13 protein-coding genes are annotated in these 14772 nt (G+C 53.3%); 10 read left to right on the plus strand and 3 right to left on the minus strand.

Annotated elements, in window-relative coordinates; translation table 11 throughout:
• Positions 1–12: 12 nt before the first annotated feature.
• Positions 13–1311 (plus strand): phosphopyruvate hydratase, encoded by a 1299-nt coding sequence (eno, locus tag OGV77_RS22970; RefSeq protein WP_003034129.1) that lies wholly within the window; start codon positions 13–15, stop codon positions 1309–1311.
• Between the two features lie 55 nt (positions 1312–1366).
• Here the strand turns inward: eno and OGV77_RS22975 are convergent, their stop codons facing one another.
• Positions 1367–2191, minus strand: a complete 825-nt coding sequence (locus OGV77_RS22975; RefSeq protein ID WP_043017397.1) for a MurR/RpiR family transcriptional regulator — start codon at positions 2189–2191, stop codon at positions 1367–1369.
• Between the two features lie 165 nt (positions 2192–2356).
• On the opposite strand from OGV77_RS22975, the gene OGV77_RS22980 reads away from it, so the two are divergent.
• The 3 genes from OGV77_RS22980 to queE all read left to right on the plus strand — a co-directional run bounded on the left by OGV77_RS22980 (position 2357) and on the right by queE (position 5345).
• The gene (locus tag OGV77_RS22980; protein WP_043017980.1) at positions 2357–3913 is read left to right on the plus strand and encodes a maltose/glucose-specific PTS transporter subunit IIC; all 1557 of its coding nucleotides are present in this window, start codon (positions 2357–2359) and stop codon (positions 3911–3913) included.
• On the plus strand, positions 3913–4602 hold the full coding sequence (locus tag OGV77_RS22985) for an N-acetylmannosamine-6-phosphate 2-epimerase (RefSeq protein WP_047409050.1): 690 nt from the start codon (positions 3913–3915) through the stop codon (positions 4600–4602). Before OGV77_RS22980 ends, OGV77_RS22985 begins: the two co-directional genes overlap by 1 nt.
• Before the next feature lie 71 nt (positions 4603–4673).
• Entirely contained in the window at positions 4674–5345 is a 672-nt protein-coding gene (gene queE, locus OGV77_RS22990) for a 7-carboxy-7-deazaguanine synthase QueE (RefSeq protein ID WP_043017395.1), read from the plus strand.
• Between the two features lie 91 nt (positions 5346–5436).
• Here the strand turns inward: queE and queD are convergent, their stop codons facing one another.
• On the minus strand, positions 5437–5799 hold the full coding sequence (gene queD, locus OGV77_RS22995) for a 6-carboxytetrahydropterin synthase QueD (RefSeq protein WP_043017394.1): 363 nt from the start codon (positions 5797–5799) through the stop codon (positions 5437–5439).
• A 305-nt stretch (positions 5800–6104) separates the two neighbouring features.
• Between queD and cysJ the strand changes: the two genes are divergently transcribed.
• From cysJ to cysH, 3 genes are all read left to right on the plus strand, one after another.
• The gene (gene cysJ / locus OGV77_RS23000) at positions 6105–7904 is read left to right on the plus strand and encodes an NADPH-dependent assimilatory sulfite reductase flavoprotein subunit (RefSeq protein ID WP_080626160.1); all 1800 of its coding nucleotides are present in this window, start codon (positions 6105–6107) and stop codon (positions 7902–7904) included.
• A complete protein-coding gene (gene cysI, locus OGV77_RS23005; RefSeq protein ID WP_047409056.1) occupies positions 7904–9616 on the plus strand; it encodes an assimilatory sulfite reductase (NADPH) hemoprotein subunit in 1713 nt (570 codons plus the stop codon). Before cysJ ends, cysI begins: the two co-directional genes overlap by 1 nt.
• Positions 9617–9699: 83 nt before the next feature.
• Entirely contained in the window at positions 9700–10434 is a 735-nt protein-coding gene (gene cysH, locus OGV77_RS23010; protein WP_075145697.1) for a phosphoadenosine phosphosulfate reductase, read from the plus strand.
• 45 nt (positions 10435–10479) lie between these two features.
• Here cysH and OGV77_RS23015 read toward each other — a convergent pair whose 3' ends face one another.
• Positions 10480–11523: an aminopeptidase gene (locus OGV77_RS23015; protein WP_043017390.1), complete on the minus strand. Its 1044-nt coding sequence runs from the start codon at positions 11521–11523 to the stop codon at positions 10480–10482.
• Between the two features lie 254 nt (positions 11524–11777).
• Between OGV77_RS23015 and cysD the strand changes: the two genes are divergently transcribed.
• The 3 genes from cysD to cysC are packed head-to-tail and all read left to right on the plus strand — an operon-like array spanning position 11778 to position 14728.
• Positions 11778–12686, plus strand: a complete 909-nt coding sequence (gene cysD, locus OGV77_RS23020) for a sulfate adenylyltransferase subunit CysD (RefSeq protein ID WP_003034152.1) — start codon at positions 11778–11780, stop codon at positions 12684–12686.
• A 9-nt stretch (positions 12687–12695) separates the two neighbouring features.
• Positions 12696–14123 (plus strand): sulfate adenylyltransferase subunit CysN, encoded by a 1428-nt coding sequence (cysN, locus tag OGV77_RS23025; protein WP_043017389.1) that lies wholly within the window; start codon positions 12696–12698, stop codon positions 14121–14123.
• Positions 14123–14728 (plus strand): adenylyl-sulfate kinase, encoded by a 606-nt coding sequence (gene cysC / locus OGV77_RS23030; protein ID WP_043017388.1) that lies wholly within the window; start codon positions 14123–14125, stop codon positions 14726–14728. Before cysN ends, cysC begins: the two co-directional genes overlap by 1 nt.
• Positions 14729–14772: the final 44 nt, after the last annotated feature.

Raw genomic sequence — 14772 nt, forward strand, 5'->3', positions numbered from 1 at the left:
GAGGAAAATCTAATGTCCAAAATCGTTAAAATCATCGGTCGTGAAATCATCGACTCCCGTGGTAACCCGACTGTTGAAGCCGAAGTACACCTGGAAGGTGGTTTCGTTGGTATGGCAGCAGCTCCGTCAGGTGCTTCTACTGGTTCCCGCGAAGCACTGGAACTGCGCGATGGCGACAAATCTCGTTTCATGGGTAAAGGCGTACTGAAAGCTGTTGCAGCTGTTAACGGCCCAATTGCTCAGGCTCTGCTGGGTAAAGATGCTAAAGATCAGGCTGGCATCGACAAGATCATGATCGATCTGGACGGTACTGAAAACAAATCCAACTTCGGTGCAAACGCCATCCTGGCTGTGTCCCTGGCGAACGCCAAAGCAGCAGCTGCTGCTAAAGGCCTGCCGCTGTATGCACACATCGCTGAACTGAACGGTACTCCGGGTAAATACTCCATGCCGGTTCCGATGATGAACATCATCAACGGTGGTGAGCACGCTGACAACAACGTCGACATCCAGGAATTCATGATTCAGCCGGTTGGCGCTAAGACTCTGAAAGAAGCCGTTCGTATGGGTTCTGAAGTGTTCCACAACCTGGCTAAAGTTCTGAAAGCTAAAGGTATGAACACTGCTGTTGGTGACGAAGGCGGCTACGCGCCGAACCTGGGTTCCAACGCTGAAGCTCTGGCTGTAATCGCTGAAGCGGTAAAAGCAGCTGGCTACGAGCTGGGCAAAGACATCACCCTGGCGATGGACTGTGCAGCTTCTGAATTCTACAAAGACGGTAAATACGTTCTGGCTGGCGAAGGCAACAAAGCATTCACCTCCGAAGAATTCACCCACTTCCTGGAAGAACTGACCAAACAGTACCCGATCGTGTCCATCGAAGATGGTCTGGACGAGTCTGACTGGGACGGTTTTGCATACCAGACTAAAGTACTGGGCGACAAAATCCAGCTGGTTGGTGACGATCTGTTCGTAACCAACACCAAGATCCTGAAAGAAGGCATCGAAAAAGGCATCGTTAACTCCATCCTGATCAAATTCAACCAGATCGGTTCTCTGACCGAAACTCTGGCTGCGATCAAAATGGCGAAAGACGCTGGCTACACTGCTGTCATCTCTCACCGTTCTGGCGAAACTGAAGACGCTACCATCGCTGACCTGGCTGTTGGTACCGCTGCAGGCCAGATCAAAACAGGTTCTATGAGCCGTTCTGACCGCGTTGCTAAATACAACCAGCTGATTCGTATCGAAGAAGCTCTGGGTGAACAAGCACCGTACAACGGTCGTAAAGAGATCAAAGGCCAGGCGTAATCCTGTTCTTTAGCTCTTAACGTAAAAACCCGCTGCGGCGGGTTTTTTTATGTCTTTAAAGCAGCAGTGGTAAGGTCGCGCTGGCGGTTTGCTGGCTCACATCACTGTACTTTTCATCCAGCGCAATCAGCGATGTGGTGAGCAGTTCTACCAACAGCATCACTCCCACCTTGGCGTTTAGCGCGCCAGCACTCAACGGACCCTCAGGTTTGGCTGCGACCAGTTGAATATCACTCAGCGAAGCCAACGGGCTGCGCGGCGTATTACTCAACGCCAGCACGCGCACGCCTTGCTTACGCGCCAGTTTAACGACGTGCAGCAGATCGCGCGTCGAGCCAGAACTGGAAATCGCTACCACGATCGTGTCTTTGTTAAGCGTCGTGGCATTCATGGCTGCACGATGCATGTCGCTGAACAATTGTGCAGGTTTGCCGAGACGCAGGAGTTTGTAATGTAAATACTCCCCCAGAATGGCGCTGGCCGCTACGCCATAAATCTGTACTGACTGAGCCTGATGCAACGCAAGGGCGGCGGCTTCAAGTAATGTCCTGTCGAGTAACTTTGCAGTGTCCTGCAATGCTTGCACCGATTCATTGACCACATTGTCAATTTCATCCCCGCAGTGCTCTACCGGCTGTTCTTGCTGGAGATCGAGTGCCAGCGCCATCTTGAATTCGTTGTAGCCCTTACACCCCAGCGTACGGCACAGACGCGTAACGCTCGCCTCGCTGGTGTCGCTTTCACGCGCCAGTTCGGTAATCGTCAGGTAGACAACTTTTGCCGGATCGCTGAGCACAAACTCTCCCAACTTCTGCTGTGTTCGGCTATATCCGTCAACGCTCTGGCGCAATCTCAGCAGCAGGTTTTCATTTTCTGACATGCAAAATCCTTAATGCGTTTCTCTGCTGATAGTGTGGCGGAAAGCAGGGGAGAGATGCCAGTCATTTTAAAAAAGTATGATCGGCTTCCTGGGTTTTGATGATAATTTTCACTTTTAAAAATTAATATGGTAAAAATTTTCATCATCAATCGGGGAGATGAAAAAATGATGCAAATGTTTAGCGGCGCCTCGTCGGGGGCATGGTTTGAAAAGGCACAGCGGTTCGGCAAATCGTTCATGCTGCCGATTGCGGTATTGCCCGCCGCGGGGCTGTTGCTAGGGATTGGCGGCGCGCTGTCGAATCCAAACACATTGACGGCTTATCCGTTTTTGGACGTTGACTGGTTACAGGCAATCTTCACAATCATGACCAGCGCAGGTTCTATTGTATTTGCCAACCTGTCGGTGCTCTTTGCGGTGGGTGTCGCAGTAGGACTGGCGAAAACGGATAAAGGCACCGCCGGGCTTGCGGCATTGCTGGCATTTCTGGTGATGAATGCCACCATTAATGCCTTATTGACGCTCAACGGAACGCTGGCACACGAGAATCCCGGTGCCGTAGGCCAGGGGATGACGCTGGGCATTCAGACGCTGGAAACAGGTGTGTTTGGTGGGGTGGTGATTGGCCTGGTTACCTGTGCGCTGCATGGCCGTTTCAATAAAGTCTCACTCCCTCAGTTCCTTGGTTTCTTCAGCGGCTCGCGCTTTGTGCCGATTATTAGCTCCCTTGCCGCGATAGTCGTGGGGGCGGTCATGACGGTGGTTTGGCCGCATTTCCAGAAACTCATTTTTGGACTGGGTGGTCTGGTTGATGCGACAGGCTATCTGGGGACGCTGCTGTACGGCTTCATCCTGCGTATGCTCGGCCCATTGGGGTTACACCATATCTTTTATTTGCCGTTCTGGACGACGGCGCTGGGCGGGAGCGAAATCGTCAACGGCCAGTTAGTTGAAGGTACGCAGCGGATTTTCTTTGCCCAACTTGCCGATCCGAATACGCAGCAATTCTATGCGGGCACCTCGCGCTTTATGTCCGGGCGCTTCATCACCATGATGTTTGGCCTGCTTGGTGCATGCCTGGCGATGTACCATACTGCCAGGCCGGAGAACAGAAAGCTTGTTGCTGGCCTGCTGTTGTCTGCGGCCCTGACCTCTTTCCTGACGGGGATCACTGAGCCTATCGAATTCTCATTTCTGTTTGTGGCGCCCGTGTTATACGTCATTCACGCCTTCTTCGATGGTCTGGCGTTTATGATGGCTCATATTTTACATATCACTATTGGGCAAACCTTTTCGGGTGGGCTTATCGATTTCCTCCTCTTTGGCGTGCTACAGGGGGAAGCGAAAACCAACTGGATGTACGTCCCCCTGGTGGGGGTACCGTGGTTCTTTCTTTACTACTTCACCTTCCGCTATTTGATTAACCGCTTTAACTGGCTAACGCCTGGCCGTGAAAACGCAACTCCGATGGAATCCAGCCTGCCGCAAAGTGAGCGAGCAGCGGCAGTGATCGCCGGGCTGGGAGGCAAAGATAATCTGGAAGAGGTGGACTGTTGCGCCACACGCTTACGCGTGACGGTGAAAGAGAGCAGCAAGGTAGATGAAGCGGCGCTGAAAGCGACCGGAGCGCGAGGCGTAATTATTCGCGGTAACGGTGTTCAGGTGATTTATGGCCCGCATGTCACCATCATTAAAAACGAAGTCGAAGAGATCTTATCGTAATGAAAACTGTACTGGATTCCCTAAAAGGTAAATTAATCGTCTCCTGTCAGGCGCTGGAAAATGAGCCCCTGCACAGTTCGTTTATTATGTCGCGTATGGCGCTGGCGGCAGCCCAGGGCGGTGCGGTAGGTATCCGTGCGAACAGTGTGGTGGATATTCGCGCGATCAAAGAGAGCGTCTCCCTGCCGGTGATTGGGATTATTAAGCGCGATTATCCGGGCAGTGATGTGTTTATTACGGCTACTCTACGGGAAGTGGATGAGCTAATGACAGTTGGACCGGAAATTATTGCTCTGGATGCGACAGCGCGCCCGCGCCCTGGTGGACAAACGCTGGAAGAGCTGGTCACGCAAATCCGCGCTCGATACCCGTCCGTACTGCTGATGGCGGATATCGCCACCGTAAACGAGGCGGTGACAGCTGAGCGTCTGGGTTTTGACTGCGTGGGCACCACGCTTTACGGCTATACCGCTGACACTGCCGGGCATGTGCTGGCGGAAAACGACTGTGGTTTTTTACGTGAGGTATTGGCTGCGGTCAGCATACCGGTCGTAGCGGAAGGAAACGTCGATACCCCGGAACGCGCCGCACGTTGTCTGGCATTAGGCGCTCATACCGTGGTGGTTGGGGGGGCTATAACGCGTCCGCAGCAGATAACGGCACGCTTTGTCGCGGCGATCGCCTCGTAAAGCATCGATGGGGCATGATACTTTGGCGGGGATCTGCGATAATTATCGTTTATCCCCATATTGAGAGCGCTATGCAGTACCCGATTAACGAGATGTTCCAGACCCTGCAAGGCGAGGGCTACTTTACCGGCGTCCCCGCCATTTTTATTCGTTTACAGGGATGCCCGGTTGGCTGTGCCTGGTGCGATACCAAACACACCTGGGATAAGCTTGAGGATCGGGAAGTCTCCCTGTACAGCATCCTGGCCAAGACTAAAGAGAGCGACAAATGGGGCGCGGCGAGCAGCGAAGATCTGCTGGCGGTCATTTTGCGTCAGGGCTATACCGCCCGTCACGTGGTGATCACTGGCGGCGAGCCCTGCATTCATGACCTGATGCCGCTGACTGACCTGCTGGAAAAGAACGGCTTTAGCTGCCAGATTGAGACCAGTGGTACCCACGAAGTACGCTGTACGCCGAATACCTGGGTAACCGTATCGCCGAAGGTGAATATGCGCGGTGGTTATGATGTGCTGTCGCAGGCGCTGGAGCGCGCGAATGAAATCAAACATCCGGTTGGTCGCGTTCGCGATATTGAAGCGCTGGATGAACTGCTGGCAACGTTGAGTGACGACAAACCACGAATCATCGCCTTACAGCCAATCAGCCAGAAAGAGGATGCGACGCGTTTGTGCATTGATACCTGTATTGCGCGAAACTGGCGTCTGTCGATGCAAACCCATAAATATCTGAATATTGCCTGATAACTGTGCCGGGAGCGTTTCGCTTACCCGGCCAGAGTTTGTTGTTCGTTGCTGGCCGGAGAAGACGTTTCGCCATCCGTCAAGGCTACAATCACTCGCCGCGATACACGCAGCCCGCTGTGCAGGTCTCTTTCACCATTACGGCACTCAGCAGAGGGACAACCGGTTTTACCTGATCCCAAATCCATTTTGCCAGCACTTCACTGGTTGGGTTTTCTAAGCCTGGAATATCGTTCAGATAGTAGTGATCAAGCCTATCATACGTCGGCTTAAACGCCGCTTTTAACTCAGAAAAATCCATAATCCAACCGGTATGCGGATCGACTTCACCGGTAATTTCAAGACGCACCATAAATGAGTGACCATGCAGGCGGCCACACTTATGCCCTTCCGGTACATGTGGCAGGCGGTGAGCGGCTTCGAAGGTGAAATCTTTAAACAAGGTGGTGGACATTATTTACTCTCAAGAATGCGAAAAACCGCCGTAGGGTACCGTAAAGAGCAAATTTTATCATTAGTTAAAAGGGCGCAGAGTATCAGAACAATCCATTCATAAAGATAATGTTCAATAACTATTTATATATCAAATGCTTATTAAATCGATTTTGCTGTTAATAACTATAACTAAAACAGGTTAGTCCATTTGGTTATTTGTTATTTCCATCACTTCTTTAATTGTTACTATCCCCGCCGTTAACCTTATCTTCAGTTTGGGTTTTATTGCTGAAATCCGCTTTGCTTACTGGAACATGACAACGCATGACGACACAGGCCCCACCTTCCGCTTTGCTACCGCTAAACCCGGAGCAACTGGCACGCCTTCAGGCGGCCACGACCGATTTCACTCCCGCACAGCTTGCGTGGGTTTCTGGCTATTTCTGGGGCGTGCTGAATCAGCAGCCAGGCAGCAATACGGCGTCACCAGCGCCTGCCGCTCAAATGCCGGGTATTACGCTTATCTCCGCCTCGCAAACCGGTAATGCGCGTCGTGTGGCGGAAGCCCTGCGCGATGATCTGATCGCCGCGAAGCTCAACGTCACTCTCATCAACGCTGGCGACTATAAATTCAAACAAATCGCCAATGAAAAACTGCTGATCGTGGTGGCGTCGACGCAAGGGGAAGGTGAACCGGCGGAAGAAGCCGTGGCGTTGCATAAATTCCTGTTCTCGAAAAAAGCGCCGAAGCTCGATAACACCGCTTTTGCCGTGTTTGGTCTTGGCGACACCTCTTACGAGTTTTTCTGTCAGTCAGGAAAAGACTTTGATACGAAACTGGCTGAGCTGGGCGGTGAACGTCTGCTTGACCGCGTCGACGCTGATGTTGAATACCAGGCCGCGGCTGCCCAGTGGCGTGCCCGTCTGGTTGATGTCCTGAAAGCACGTGCGCCTGCGGCATCGTCTGTGCAAGTTGCCGCGAGCGGTGCGGTAAACGAAGTACACACCAGTCCGTATACCAAAGAAGCGCCGCTGACGGCGTCGCTTGCGGTGAATCAGAAAATTACCGGCCGCGACTCTGAAAAAGATGTGCGCCATATTGAGATTGATTTAGGCGATTCCGGCCTGCGCTATCAGCCGGGCGATGCATTGGGTGTCTGGTATCAAAACGATCCGGCTTTGGTCAAAGAGCTGGTAGAACTGCTGTGGCTGAAAGGGGATGAACCGGTCACGGTTGATGGCAAAACCCTGCCGCTCGCCGAAGCACTGGAGTGGCACTTCGAACTGACGGTCAACACCGGCAATATCGTAGAAAATTATGCCACCTTGACCCGCAGCGAAACTTTGCTGCCGTTAGTGGGTGACAAAGCGCAGTTGCAGCATTACGCCGCAACCACGCCCATCGTCGATATGGTGCGCTTCTCTCCGGCGCAACTGGATGCCCAGGCGTTGGTTGATCTTCTGCGCCCGCTGACGCCGCGTTTGTACTCCATTGCCTCTTCCCAGGCGGAAGTGGAAAGCGAAGTGCACGTTACCGTGGGTGTGGTGCGTTATGACATTGAAGGTCGTGCCCGCGCAGGCGGCGCGTCCAGCTTCCTTGCCGATCGTGTAGATGAAGAAGGTGAAGTTCGCGTGTTCATTGAACACAACGATAACTTCCGCCTGCCGGCGAACCCGCAGACGCCGGTGATCATGATTGGACCTGGCACCGGTATTGCGCCGTTTCGTGCATTCATGCAGCAGCGTGCGGCTGACGGAGCCGAAGGCAAAAACTGGCTGTTTTTTGGCAACCCACACTTTACCGAAGATTTCCTGTATCAGGTGGAATGGCAGCGTTACGTCAAAGAGGGCGTACTGAGTCGTATCGATCTCGCCTGGTCCAGAGATCAAAAAGAAAAAGTCTACGTACAAGATAAACTGCGCCAACAGGGCGCGGAACTGTGGCGCTGGATTAATGACGGTGCCCACATTTATGTCTGCGGCGACGCCAATCGTATGGCGAAAGACGTTGAGCAGGCTTTGTTGGAAGTGATTGCCGAATTCGGTGGTATGGATATCGAAGCGGCGGATGAATTTTTAAGTGAGCTGCGCATTGAGCGCCGTTATCAGCGAGATGTCTACTAATGAGCGAAAAACATCCAGGACCATTGGTGGTCGAAGGCAAACTGACTGATGCTGAGCGCATGAAGGTTGAGAGCAACTACCTGCGCGGTACCATTGCCGAAGATTTAAATGACGGTCTGACCGGCGGTTTTAAAGGCGACAACTTCCTGCTGATCCGTTTTCACGGTATGTACCAGCAGGATGACCGCGATATCCGCGCCGAACGTGCCGAGCAAAAGCTGGAGCCGCGCCACGCCATGCTGCTGCGCTGTCGTCTGCCGGGTGGGGTGATCACCACCAAACAGTGGCAGGCGATCGATAAGTTCGCCCATGACAACACCATTTACGGCAGCATTCGTCTGACCAACCGTCAGACATTCCAGTTTCACGGCATTCTGAAGAAGAACGTGAAACCGGTACACCAGATGCTGCATTCAGTCGGGCTTGACGCTCTGGCGACCGCCAATGACATGAACCGTAACGTGCTGTGCACCTCGAATCCGTATGAATCTGAGCTGCACGCCGAAGCCTATGAATGGGCGAAGAAAATTTCCGAGCACCTGTTGCCGCGCACCCGCGCTTATGCAGAGATCTGGCTGGATCAGGAAAAAGTCGCGACCACCGATGAAGAGCCGATCCTCGGTCAAACCTATCTGCCGCGTAAGTTTAAAACTACCGTGGTAATCCCGCCGCAGAACGACATCGATCTGCACGCCAACGACATGAACTTTGTGGCGGTTGCGGAAAACGGCAAGCTGGTGGGCTTTAACCTGCTGGTGGGCGGTGGTTTGTCGATTGAGCACGGCAACAAGAAAACCTATGCCCGTACGGCAAGCGAGTTTGGTTATCTGCCGCTTGAGCATACGCTGGCCGTGGCGGAGGCTGTGGTGACCACGCAGCGTGATTGGGGTAACCGTACCGATCGTAAAAACGCGAAAACCAAATACACGCTGGAACGCGTAGGCGTAGAGACCTTTAAAGCTGAAGTTGAGCGCCGGGCGGGGATCACGTTTGAGCCGATCCGTCCGTACGAGTTCACTGGTCGCGGCGATCGTATCGGCTGGGTGAAAGGTATCGACAATAAATGGCATCTGACGTTGTTTATTGAAAACGGACGCATCCTCGATTATCCGGGCCGACCGTTGAAAACCGGTCTGCTTGAGATCGCGAAGATCCACAAAGGCGAGTTCCGCATTACCGCGAACCAGAACCTGATCATTGCCGGTGTTCCTGAGAGTGAAAAGGCGAAGATCGAAAAGATTGCGCAGAAGAGTGGCTTAATGAACGCGGTAACTCCGCAGCGTGAAAACTCGATGGCCTGCGTCTCGTTCCCAACCTGTCCGCTGGCGATGGCGGAAGCCGAGCGTTTCCTGCCAACGTTTATCGACAACATCGACACGCTGATGGCGAAGCACAGCCTGAGTGATGAAAACATTGTCATGCGTGTTACCGGCTGCCCGAACGGCTGCGGCCGCGCGATGCTGGCGGAAGTTGGTCTGGTGGGTAAAGCACCCGGACGTTACAACCTGCATCTGGGGGGCAATCGTATCGGAACTCGCATTCCCCGGATGTTTAAAGAGAACATCACCGAGCCGGAAATTCTGGCATCGCTGGATGAACTGATTGGGCGCTGGGCGAAAGAGCGCGAAGCGGGTGAAGGCTTCGGTGACTTTACGGTGCGTGCGGGCATTATTCGCCCGGTGCTCGATCCTGCCCGGGATTTCTGGGAATAATGTGAAATTGACTTATCGGGTCTACTGAATTTGTAGGCCTGATAAGCGTAGCGCCATCAGGCAAGGCAAACAGCGAGGAATTTATGTCCAAACTCGATCTCAACGCGTTGAACGAGCTGCCGAAAGTTGAACGCGTTATGGCGTTGGCGCAAACCAACGATCAACTGGAAAAATTGAGCGCCGAGGATCGCGTGGCGTGGGCGCTGGAAAACCTGCCTGGTGAATATGTTCTGTCATCAAGTTTTGGGATCCAGGCAGCAGTAAGCCTGCACCTGGTAAATCAGGTTCGCCCGGATATCCCGGTGATCCTCACCGATACTGGCTATCTGTTCCCGGAAACCTACCAGTTTATTGATGAGTTAACGGACAAGCTCAAGCTTAATCTGCAAGTCTACCGGGCAAAAGAGAGTGCCGCCTGGCAGGAAGCGCGCTATGGAAAACTATGGGAGCAGGGCGTTGAAGGCATTGAGAAATACAATGACATCAACAAGGTCGGGCCGATGAACCGGGCGCTACAGGACCTGCATGCGCAAACCTGGTTTGCCGGTCTGCGCCGCGAGCAGTCGGGCAGTCGAGCGCATTTGCCGGTGCTGGCTATCCAGCGCGGCGTGTTTAAAGTGCTGCCGATCATCGACTGGGATAACCGTACGGTTTACCAGTATCTGCAAAAACACGGACTGAAGTACCATCCGTTGTGGGATCAGGGCTATCTGTCAGTCGGTGATACCCACACCACCCGCAAATGGGAACCGGGAATGGCGGAAGAAGAGACGCGTTTCTTCGGATTGAAGCGCGAGTGCGGACTGCACGAAGGGTAACAGGAAAGTGGTCCGGTAAGATTTACATCCTACCGGACCACTTCTTCAGGATTTACCCGCTTTTGCCAGTTCTTTTACCAGCGGCAGCATAATGCGTACCACGTCGCGGCTACGGCGTTCTATCCTGCCCGGTAACGCTTTATCGATATGCTGCTGGTTATCCAGTCGCACATCGTGCCAGCTGTTGCCTGCCGGGAACGAGGCGCTTTTGGCGCGCTGTTGATAGCCATCTTTCTTGCCCAGGTTCCAGTTGGTCGCTTCAACGGAGAGAACGGAAATGCCCGCGTTGTCGAAGACTTCTGCATCGTTACAACATCCAGTGCCTTTCGGATAGTCTTTGTTCAGACCTGGATTGGTGCTGGCAACGATACCGCGACTGTGCGCGATAGCCAGCGCCCGGTCGCGCGTCAATTTTCGCACCGCTTCCGGGGTTTTCTTACCGCTATTGAAATAGAGCTTATCGCCGACAATCAGGTTATCGAGATTGATAACCAGCAGCGTGTTTTTCTTCTCTGCAGCGCTCATTCGCTTCAGAATGTTCTCCGCGCCCAGTTTGCCTTCTTCCTCGCCGCTGGTGGCGATAAATCGGATGCCGTATTGCGTCGGTACGTTTTTGAGTTTTTCCGCCAGTTCCAGCATCACGCCAACACCGGCAGCGTTGTCGTCGATACCTTGCAGGGTTAGTCCACCCAGATTGGCATCTGAATCGGCGTCGCTTTGTGCGGCGTAGGTGTCGAGGTGCGCCATGATAATAATCTGCTGCGGCGCTTTACCTTCATGTGCTGCAATAACGGTGCTTCCCGTTACGTTATGCCAGTTTTTACGGTTATCTTTAGCGGTATAAACATAACGGCTATTAAACGTCCGAATATCGCTGCTATAGCCCATCTGTTGAAATTGCTGACGTATATAATCAGCAGATAACATTTCTGCCGGAGATCCCGTCACGCGGCCTGGGAAAAACGTTGCGATATATCGAGCCTGGGTATTTGCGATATCTCCAGGTTTGGAGGATGTTGCCTGTGCGGGAAGGATGAAGCACGCGCCGAGCGCCAGGGCGGTAGTCAGGTGGCGCAATGCGGAAAACATAGTGAGTCCTTAAATACCAAGCAAAAATTTTCAGCCGCTAGTATGAAACCGTGATCGAGGTAAAACAATTTCATTTGCTCCTAAATGCCCTAAATTCGGTAGCTTAAGCACTTTTTGATATTTGCTTTTCCAGATCGTTATTCCTTTGAGGAACTACTCATTCCAATTCGTAATTTCATTCGCCTCCTTGCCCTCCCTATAGTCAGGTTATCTGAGCATCGTTAGCAAAATAACGGCATTACATAGGAACGGTTATGGATCAAAAACGACTTACCCACCTGCGGCAACTGGAAGCGGAAAGCATCCATATCATTCGTGAGGTGGCCGCCGAGTTTTCTAATCCGGTGATGATGTATTCCATCGGCAAAGATTCCAGCGTAATGCTGCATCTGGCGCGCAAAGCGTTTTATCCTGGTACGCTGCCGTTCCCCCTGTTGCACGTTGATACCGGCTGGAAATTCAGCGAGATGTACGAGTTTCGTGACCGCACGGCGAAAGCCTACGGCTGTGAACTACTGGTGCATAAAAACCCGGAAGGGGTGGCGATGGGCATCAACCCGTTTGTCCATGGTAGCGCCAAGCATACCGACATTATGAAAACCGAAGGGTTGAAGCAGGCGCTGAACAAATACGGTTTTGACGCCGCGTTCGGTGGTGCTCGTCGCGACGAAGAGAAATCGCGTGCTAAAGAGCGCATTTACTCTTTCCGCGATCGTTTTCATCGCTGGGATCCGAAAAATCAGCGCCCGGAGCTGTGGCACAACTACAACGGGCAGATTAACAAGGGCGAAAGCATTCGCGTATTCCCGCTCTCTAACTGGACTGAACAGGATATCTGGCAGTACATCTGGCTGGAAAATATCGACATCGTGCCGCTATACCTGGCGGCGGAGCGTCCGGTGCTGGAACGCGACGGCATGCTGATGATGATTGATGACGACAGAATCGATCTGCAACCTGGGGAAGTGATTAAAAAGCGCATGGTGCGTTTCCGTACGCTTGGTTGCTGGCCGCTGACAGGCGCGGTGGAGTCGAATGCGCAGACGCTGCCGGAAATCATCGAAGAGATGCTGGTCTCAACCACCAGTGAACGTCAGGGGCGCGTGATTGACCGCGACCAGGCGGGCTCCATGGAGCTGAAGAAACGTCAGGGGTATTTCTAAGGAGCCGCCATGAACACGACACTTGCACAACAAATTGCTAATGAAGGCGGCGTTGAAGCCTGGATGGTCGCCCAGCAACACAAAAGTCTGCTGCGTTTTTTAACCTGCGGTAGCGTGGATGACGGGAAAAGTACCCTGATTGGCCGTCTGCTGCACGACACGCGTCAGATTTATGAAGATCAGCTTTCATCGCTGCACAACGACAGTAAACGTCACGGTACTCAGGGCGAAAAGCTCGATCTGGCGTTATTGGTTGACGGCTTGCAGGCCGAGCGCGAGCAGGGCATCACTATCGACGTGGCGTACCGTTATTTCTCTACCGAGAAGCGTAAATTTATTATTGCGGACACTCCTGGCCATGAACAGTACACCCGCAACATGGCGACCGGGGCGTCGACCTGCGACCTGGCGATCCTGCTGATCGATGCGCGTAAAGGCGTGCTGGATCAGACTCGTCGTCACAGCTTTATCTCTACGTTGCTTGGGATCAAACACCTGGTGGTGGCGATCAACAAAATGGATCTGGTGGACTTTAGCGAGGAGACATTTAATCGCATTCGCGAAGACTATCTTACTTTTGCTGAACAACTGCCGGGTAACCTGGATATCCGGTTTGTGCCGCTCTCTGCGCTGGAAGGCGACAACGTGGCTTCGCAAAGCGCCAGCATGCCGTGGTACAGCGGTCCGACGCTGCTGGAAGTGCTGGAAACCGTTGAGATCCAGCGCATTGTTGATACTCAGCCGATGCGTTTCCCGGTGCAGTATGTGAACCGACCGAATCTGGATTTCCGTGGTTATGCCGGGACGCTGGCCTCCGGTAGCGTGAAGGTCGGGCAACGCGTCAAAGTGCTGCCGTCTGGCGTTGAGTCCAGCGTGGCGCGGATCGTGACTTTTGATGGCGATTTACAGGAAGCGCATGCAGGCGAAGCAATCACCCTGGTGCTGAAAGATGAGATCGACATCAGCCGGGGCGACCTGCTGCTTGATGCCGGTGAAGCATTGCCAGCGGTACAAAGCGCTGCCGTTGATGTGGTGTGGATGGCGGAGCAGCCGTTGTCGGCAGGGCAGAGCTATGACATCAAAGTTGCAGGCAAGAAGACTCGCGCACGCGTTGATAGCGTGCAGTATCAGGTCGATATTAATAACCTGACTCAACGTGACGTTGAAGCGCTGCCGCTAAACGGCATCGGTCTGGTTAATCTGACGTTTGATGAACCGCTGGTGCTGGATACCTATCAGCAGAACCCGGTTACGGGTGGGCTGATTATCATTGATCGCCTGACCAACGTTACCGTTGGCGCGGGGCTGGTGCGCGAGCCTATCATTCAGGAGCAGGCTGCCGCTTCTCAGTTCAGCGCGTTTGAACTGGAGCTGAATGCGCTGGTGCGTCGCCACTTCCCACACTGGGGTGCGCGCGATCTGCTGGGAGGCAAATAATGGCGTTGCATGACGAAAACGTCGTCTGGCATGCCCATCCTGTTACACCGCAACAGCGGGAACAACGCCACGGTCATCGTGGTGTTGTGCTGTGGTTTACCGGGCTGTCTGGTTCCGGTAAATCCACGGTAGCAGGGGCGCTGGAAGAGGCGCTGCATAAGTTGGGGGTGAGCACTTATCTGCTGGATGGCGATAACGTGCGTCACGGTCTGTGCAGCGATCTCGGGTTTAGCGATGCCGACCGCAAGGAGAATATTCGTCGGGTTGGCGAAGTGGCTAACCTGATGGTCGATGCCGGTCTGGTGGTGTTGACCGCTTTTATCTCTCCGCATCGCGCCGAGCGACAAATGGTCCGTGAGCGCGTGGGAGAGGGGCGTTTTATTGAGGTTTTTGTCGATACGCCATTAGCAACGTGTGAAGCACGCGATCCAAAAGGGCTGTATAAAAAAGCGCGGGCGGGGGAGTTGCGCAATTTCACCGGAATTGACTCAGTATACGAAGCGCCTGAATCGCCAGAGATTCATCTTGATGGTGAACAATTGGTAACAAATTTGGTACCCCAATTATTAGACCTGCTGAGGCAGGAAGATATTATCAGATCCTGAGACACCCGAGCTTGTATGCCCGGTCAGTCACGGTCACAGGATTA

This window comes from Citrobacter sp. Ce129, from assembly GCF_030334545.1.
Classification (GTDB): domain Bacteria; phylum Pseudomonadota; class Gammaproteobacteria; order Enterobacterales; family Enterobacteriaceae; genus Citrobacter; species Citrobacter europaeus.

Excerpts from the sequence above, each read along its gene's own strand:
- eno (WP_003034129.1), top strand. The coding sequence starts at position 13 with ATGTCCAAAATCGTTAAAATCATCGGTCGTGAAATCATCGACTCCCGT.
- OGV77_RS22975 (WP_043017397.1), bottom strand. The coding sequence starts at position 2,191 with ATGTCAGAAAATGAAAACCTGCTGCTGAGATTGCGCCAGAGCGTTGAC.
- OGV77_RS22980 (WP_043017980.1), top strand. The coding sequence starts at position 2,357 with ATGATGCAAATGTTTAGCGGCGCCTCGTCGGGGGCATGGTTTGAAAAG.
- OGV77_RS22985 (WP_047409050.1), top strand. The coding sequence starts at position 3,913 with ATGAAAACTGTACTGGATTCCCTAAAAGGTAAATTAATCGTCTCCTGT.
- queE (WP_043017395.1), top strand. The coding sequence starts at position 4,674 with ATGCAGTACCCGATTAACGAGATGTTCCAGACCCTGCAAGGCGAGGGC.
- queD (WP_043017394.1), bottom strand. The coding sequence starts at position 5,799 with ATGTCCACCACCTTGTTTAAAGATTTCACCTTCGAAGCCGCTCACCGC.
- cysJ (WP_080626160.1), top strand. The coding sequence starts at position 6,105 with ATGACGACACAGGCCCCACCTTCCGCTTTGCTACCGCTAAACCCGGAG.
- cysI (WP_047409056.1), top strand. The coding sequence starts at position 7,904 with ATGAGCGAAAAACATCCAGGACCATTGGTGGTCGAAGGCAAACTGACT.
- cysH (WP_075145697.1), top strand. The coding sequence starts at position 9,700 with ATGTCCAAACTCGATCTCAACGCGTTGAACGAGCTGCCGAAAGTTGAA.
- OGV77_RS23015 (WP_043017390.1), bottom strand. The coding sequence starts at position 11,523 with ATGTTTTCCGCATTGCGCCACCTGACTACCGCCCTGGCGCTCGGCGCG.
- cysD (WP_003034152.1), top strand. The coding sequence starts at position 11,778 with ATGGATCAAAAACGACTTACCCACCTGCGGCAACTGGAAGCGGAAAGC.
- cysN (WP_043017389.1), top strand. The coding sequence starts at position 12,696 with ATGAACACGACACTTGCACAACAAATTGCTAATGAAGGCGGCGTTGAA.
- cysC (WP_043017388.1), top strand. The coding sequence starts at position 14,123 with ATGGCGTTGCATGACGAAAACGTCGTCTGGCATGCCCATCCTGTTACA.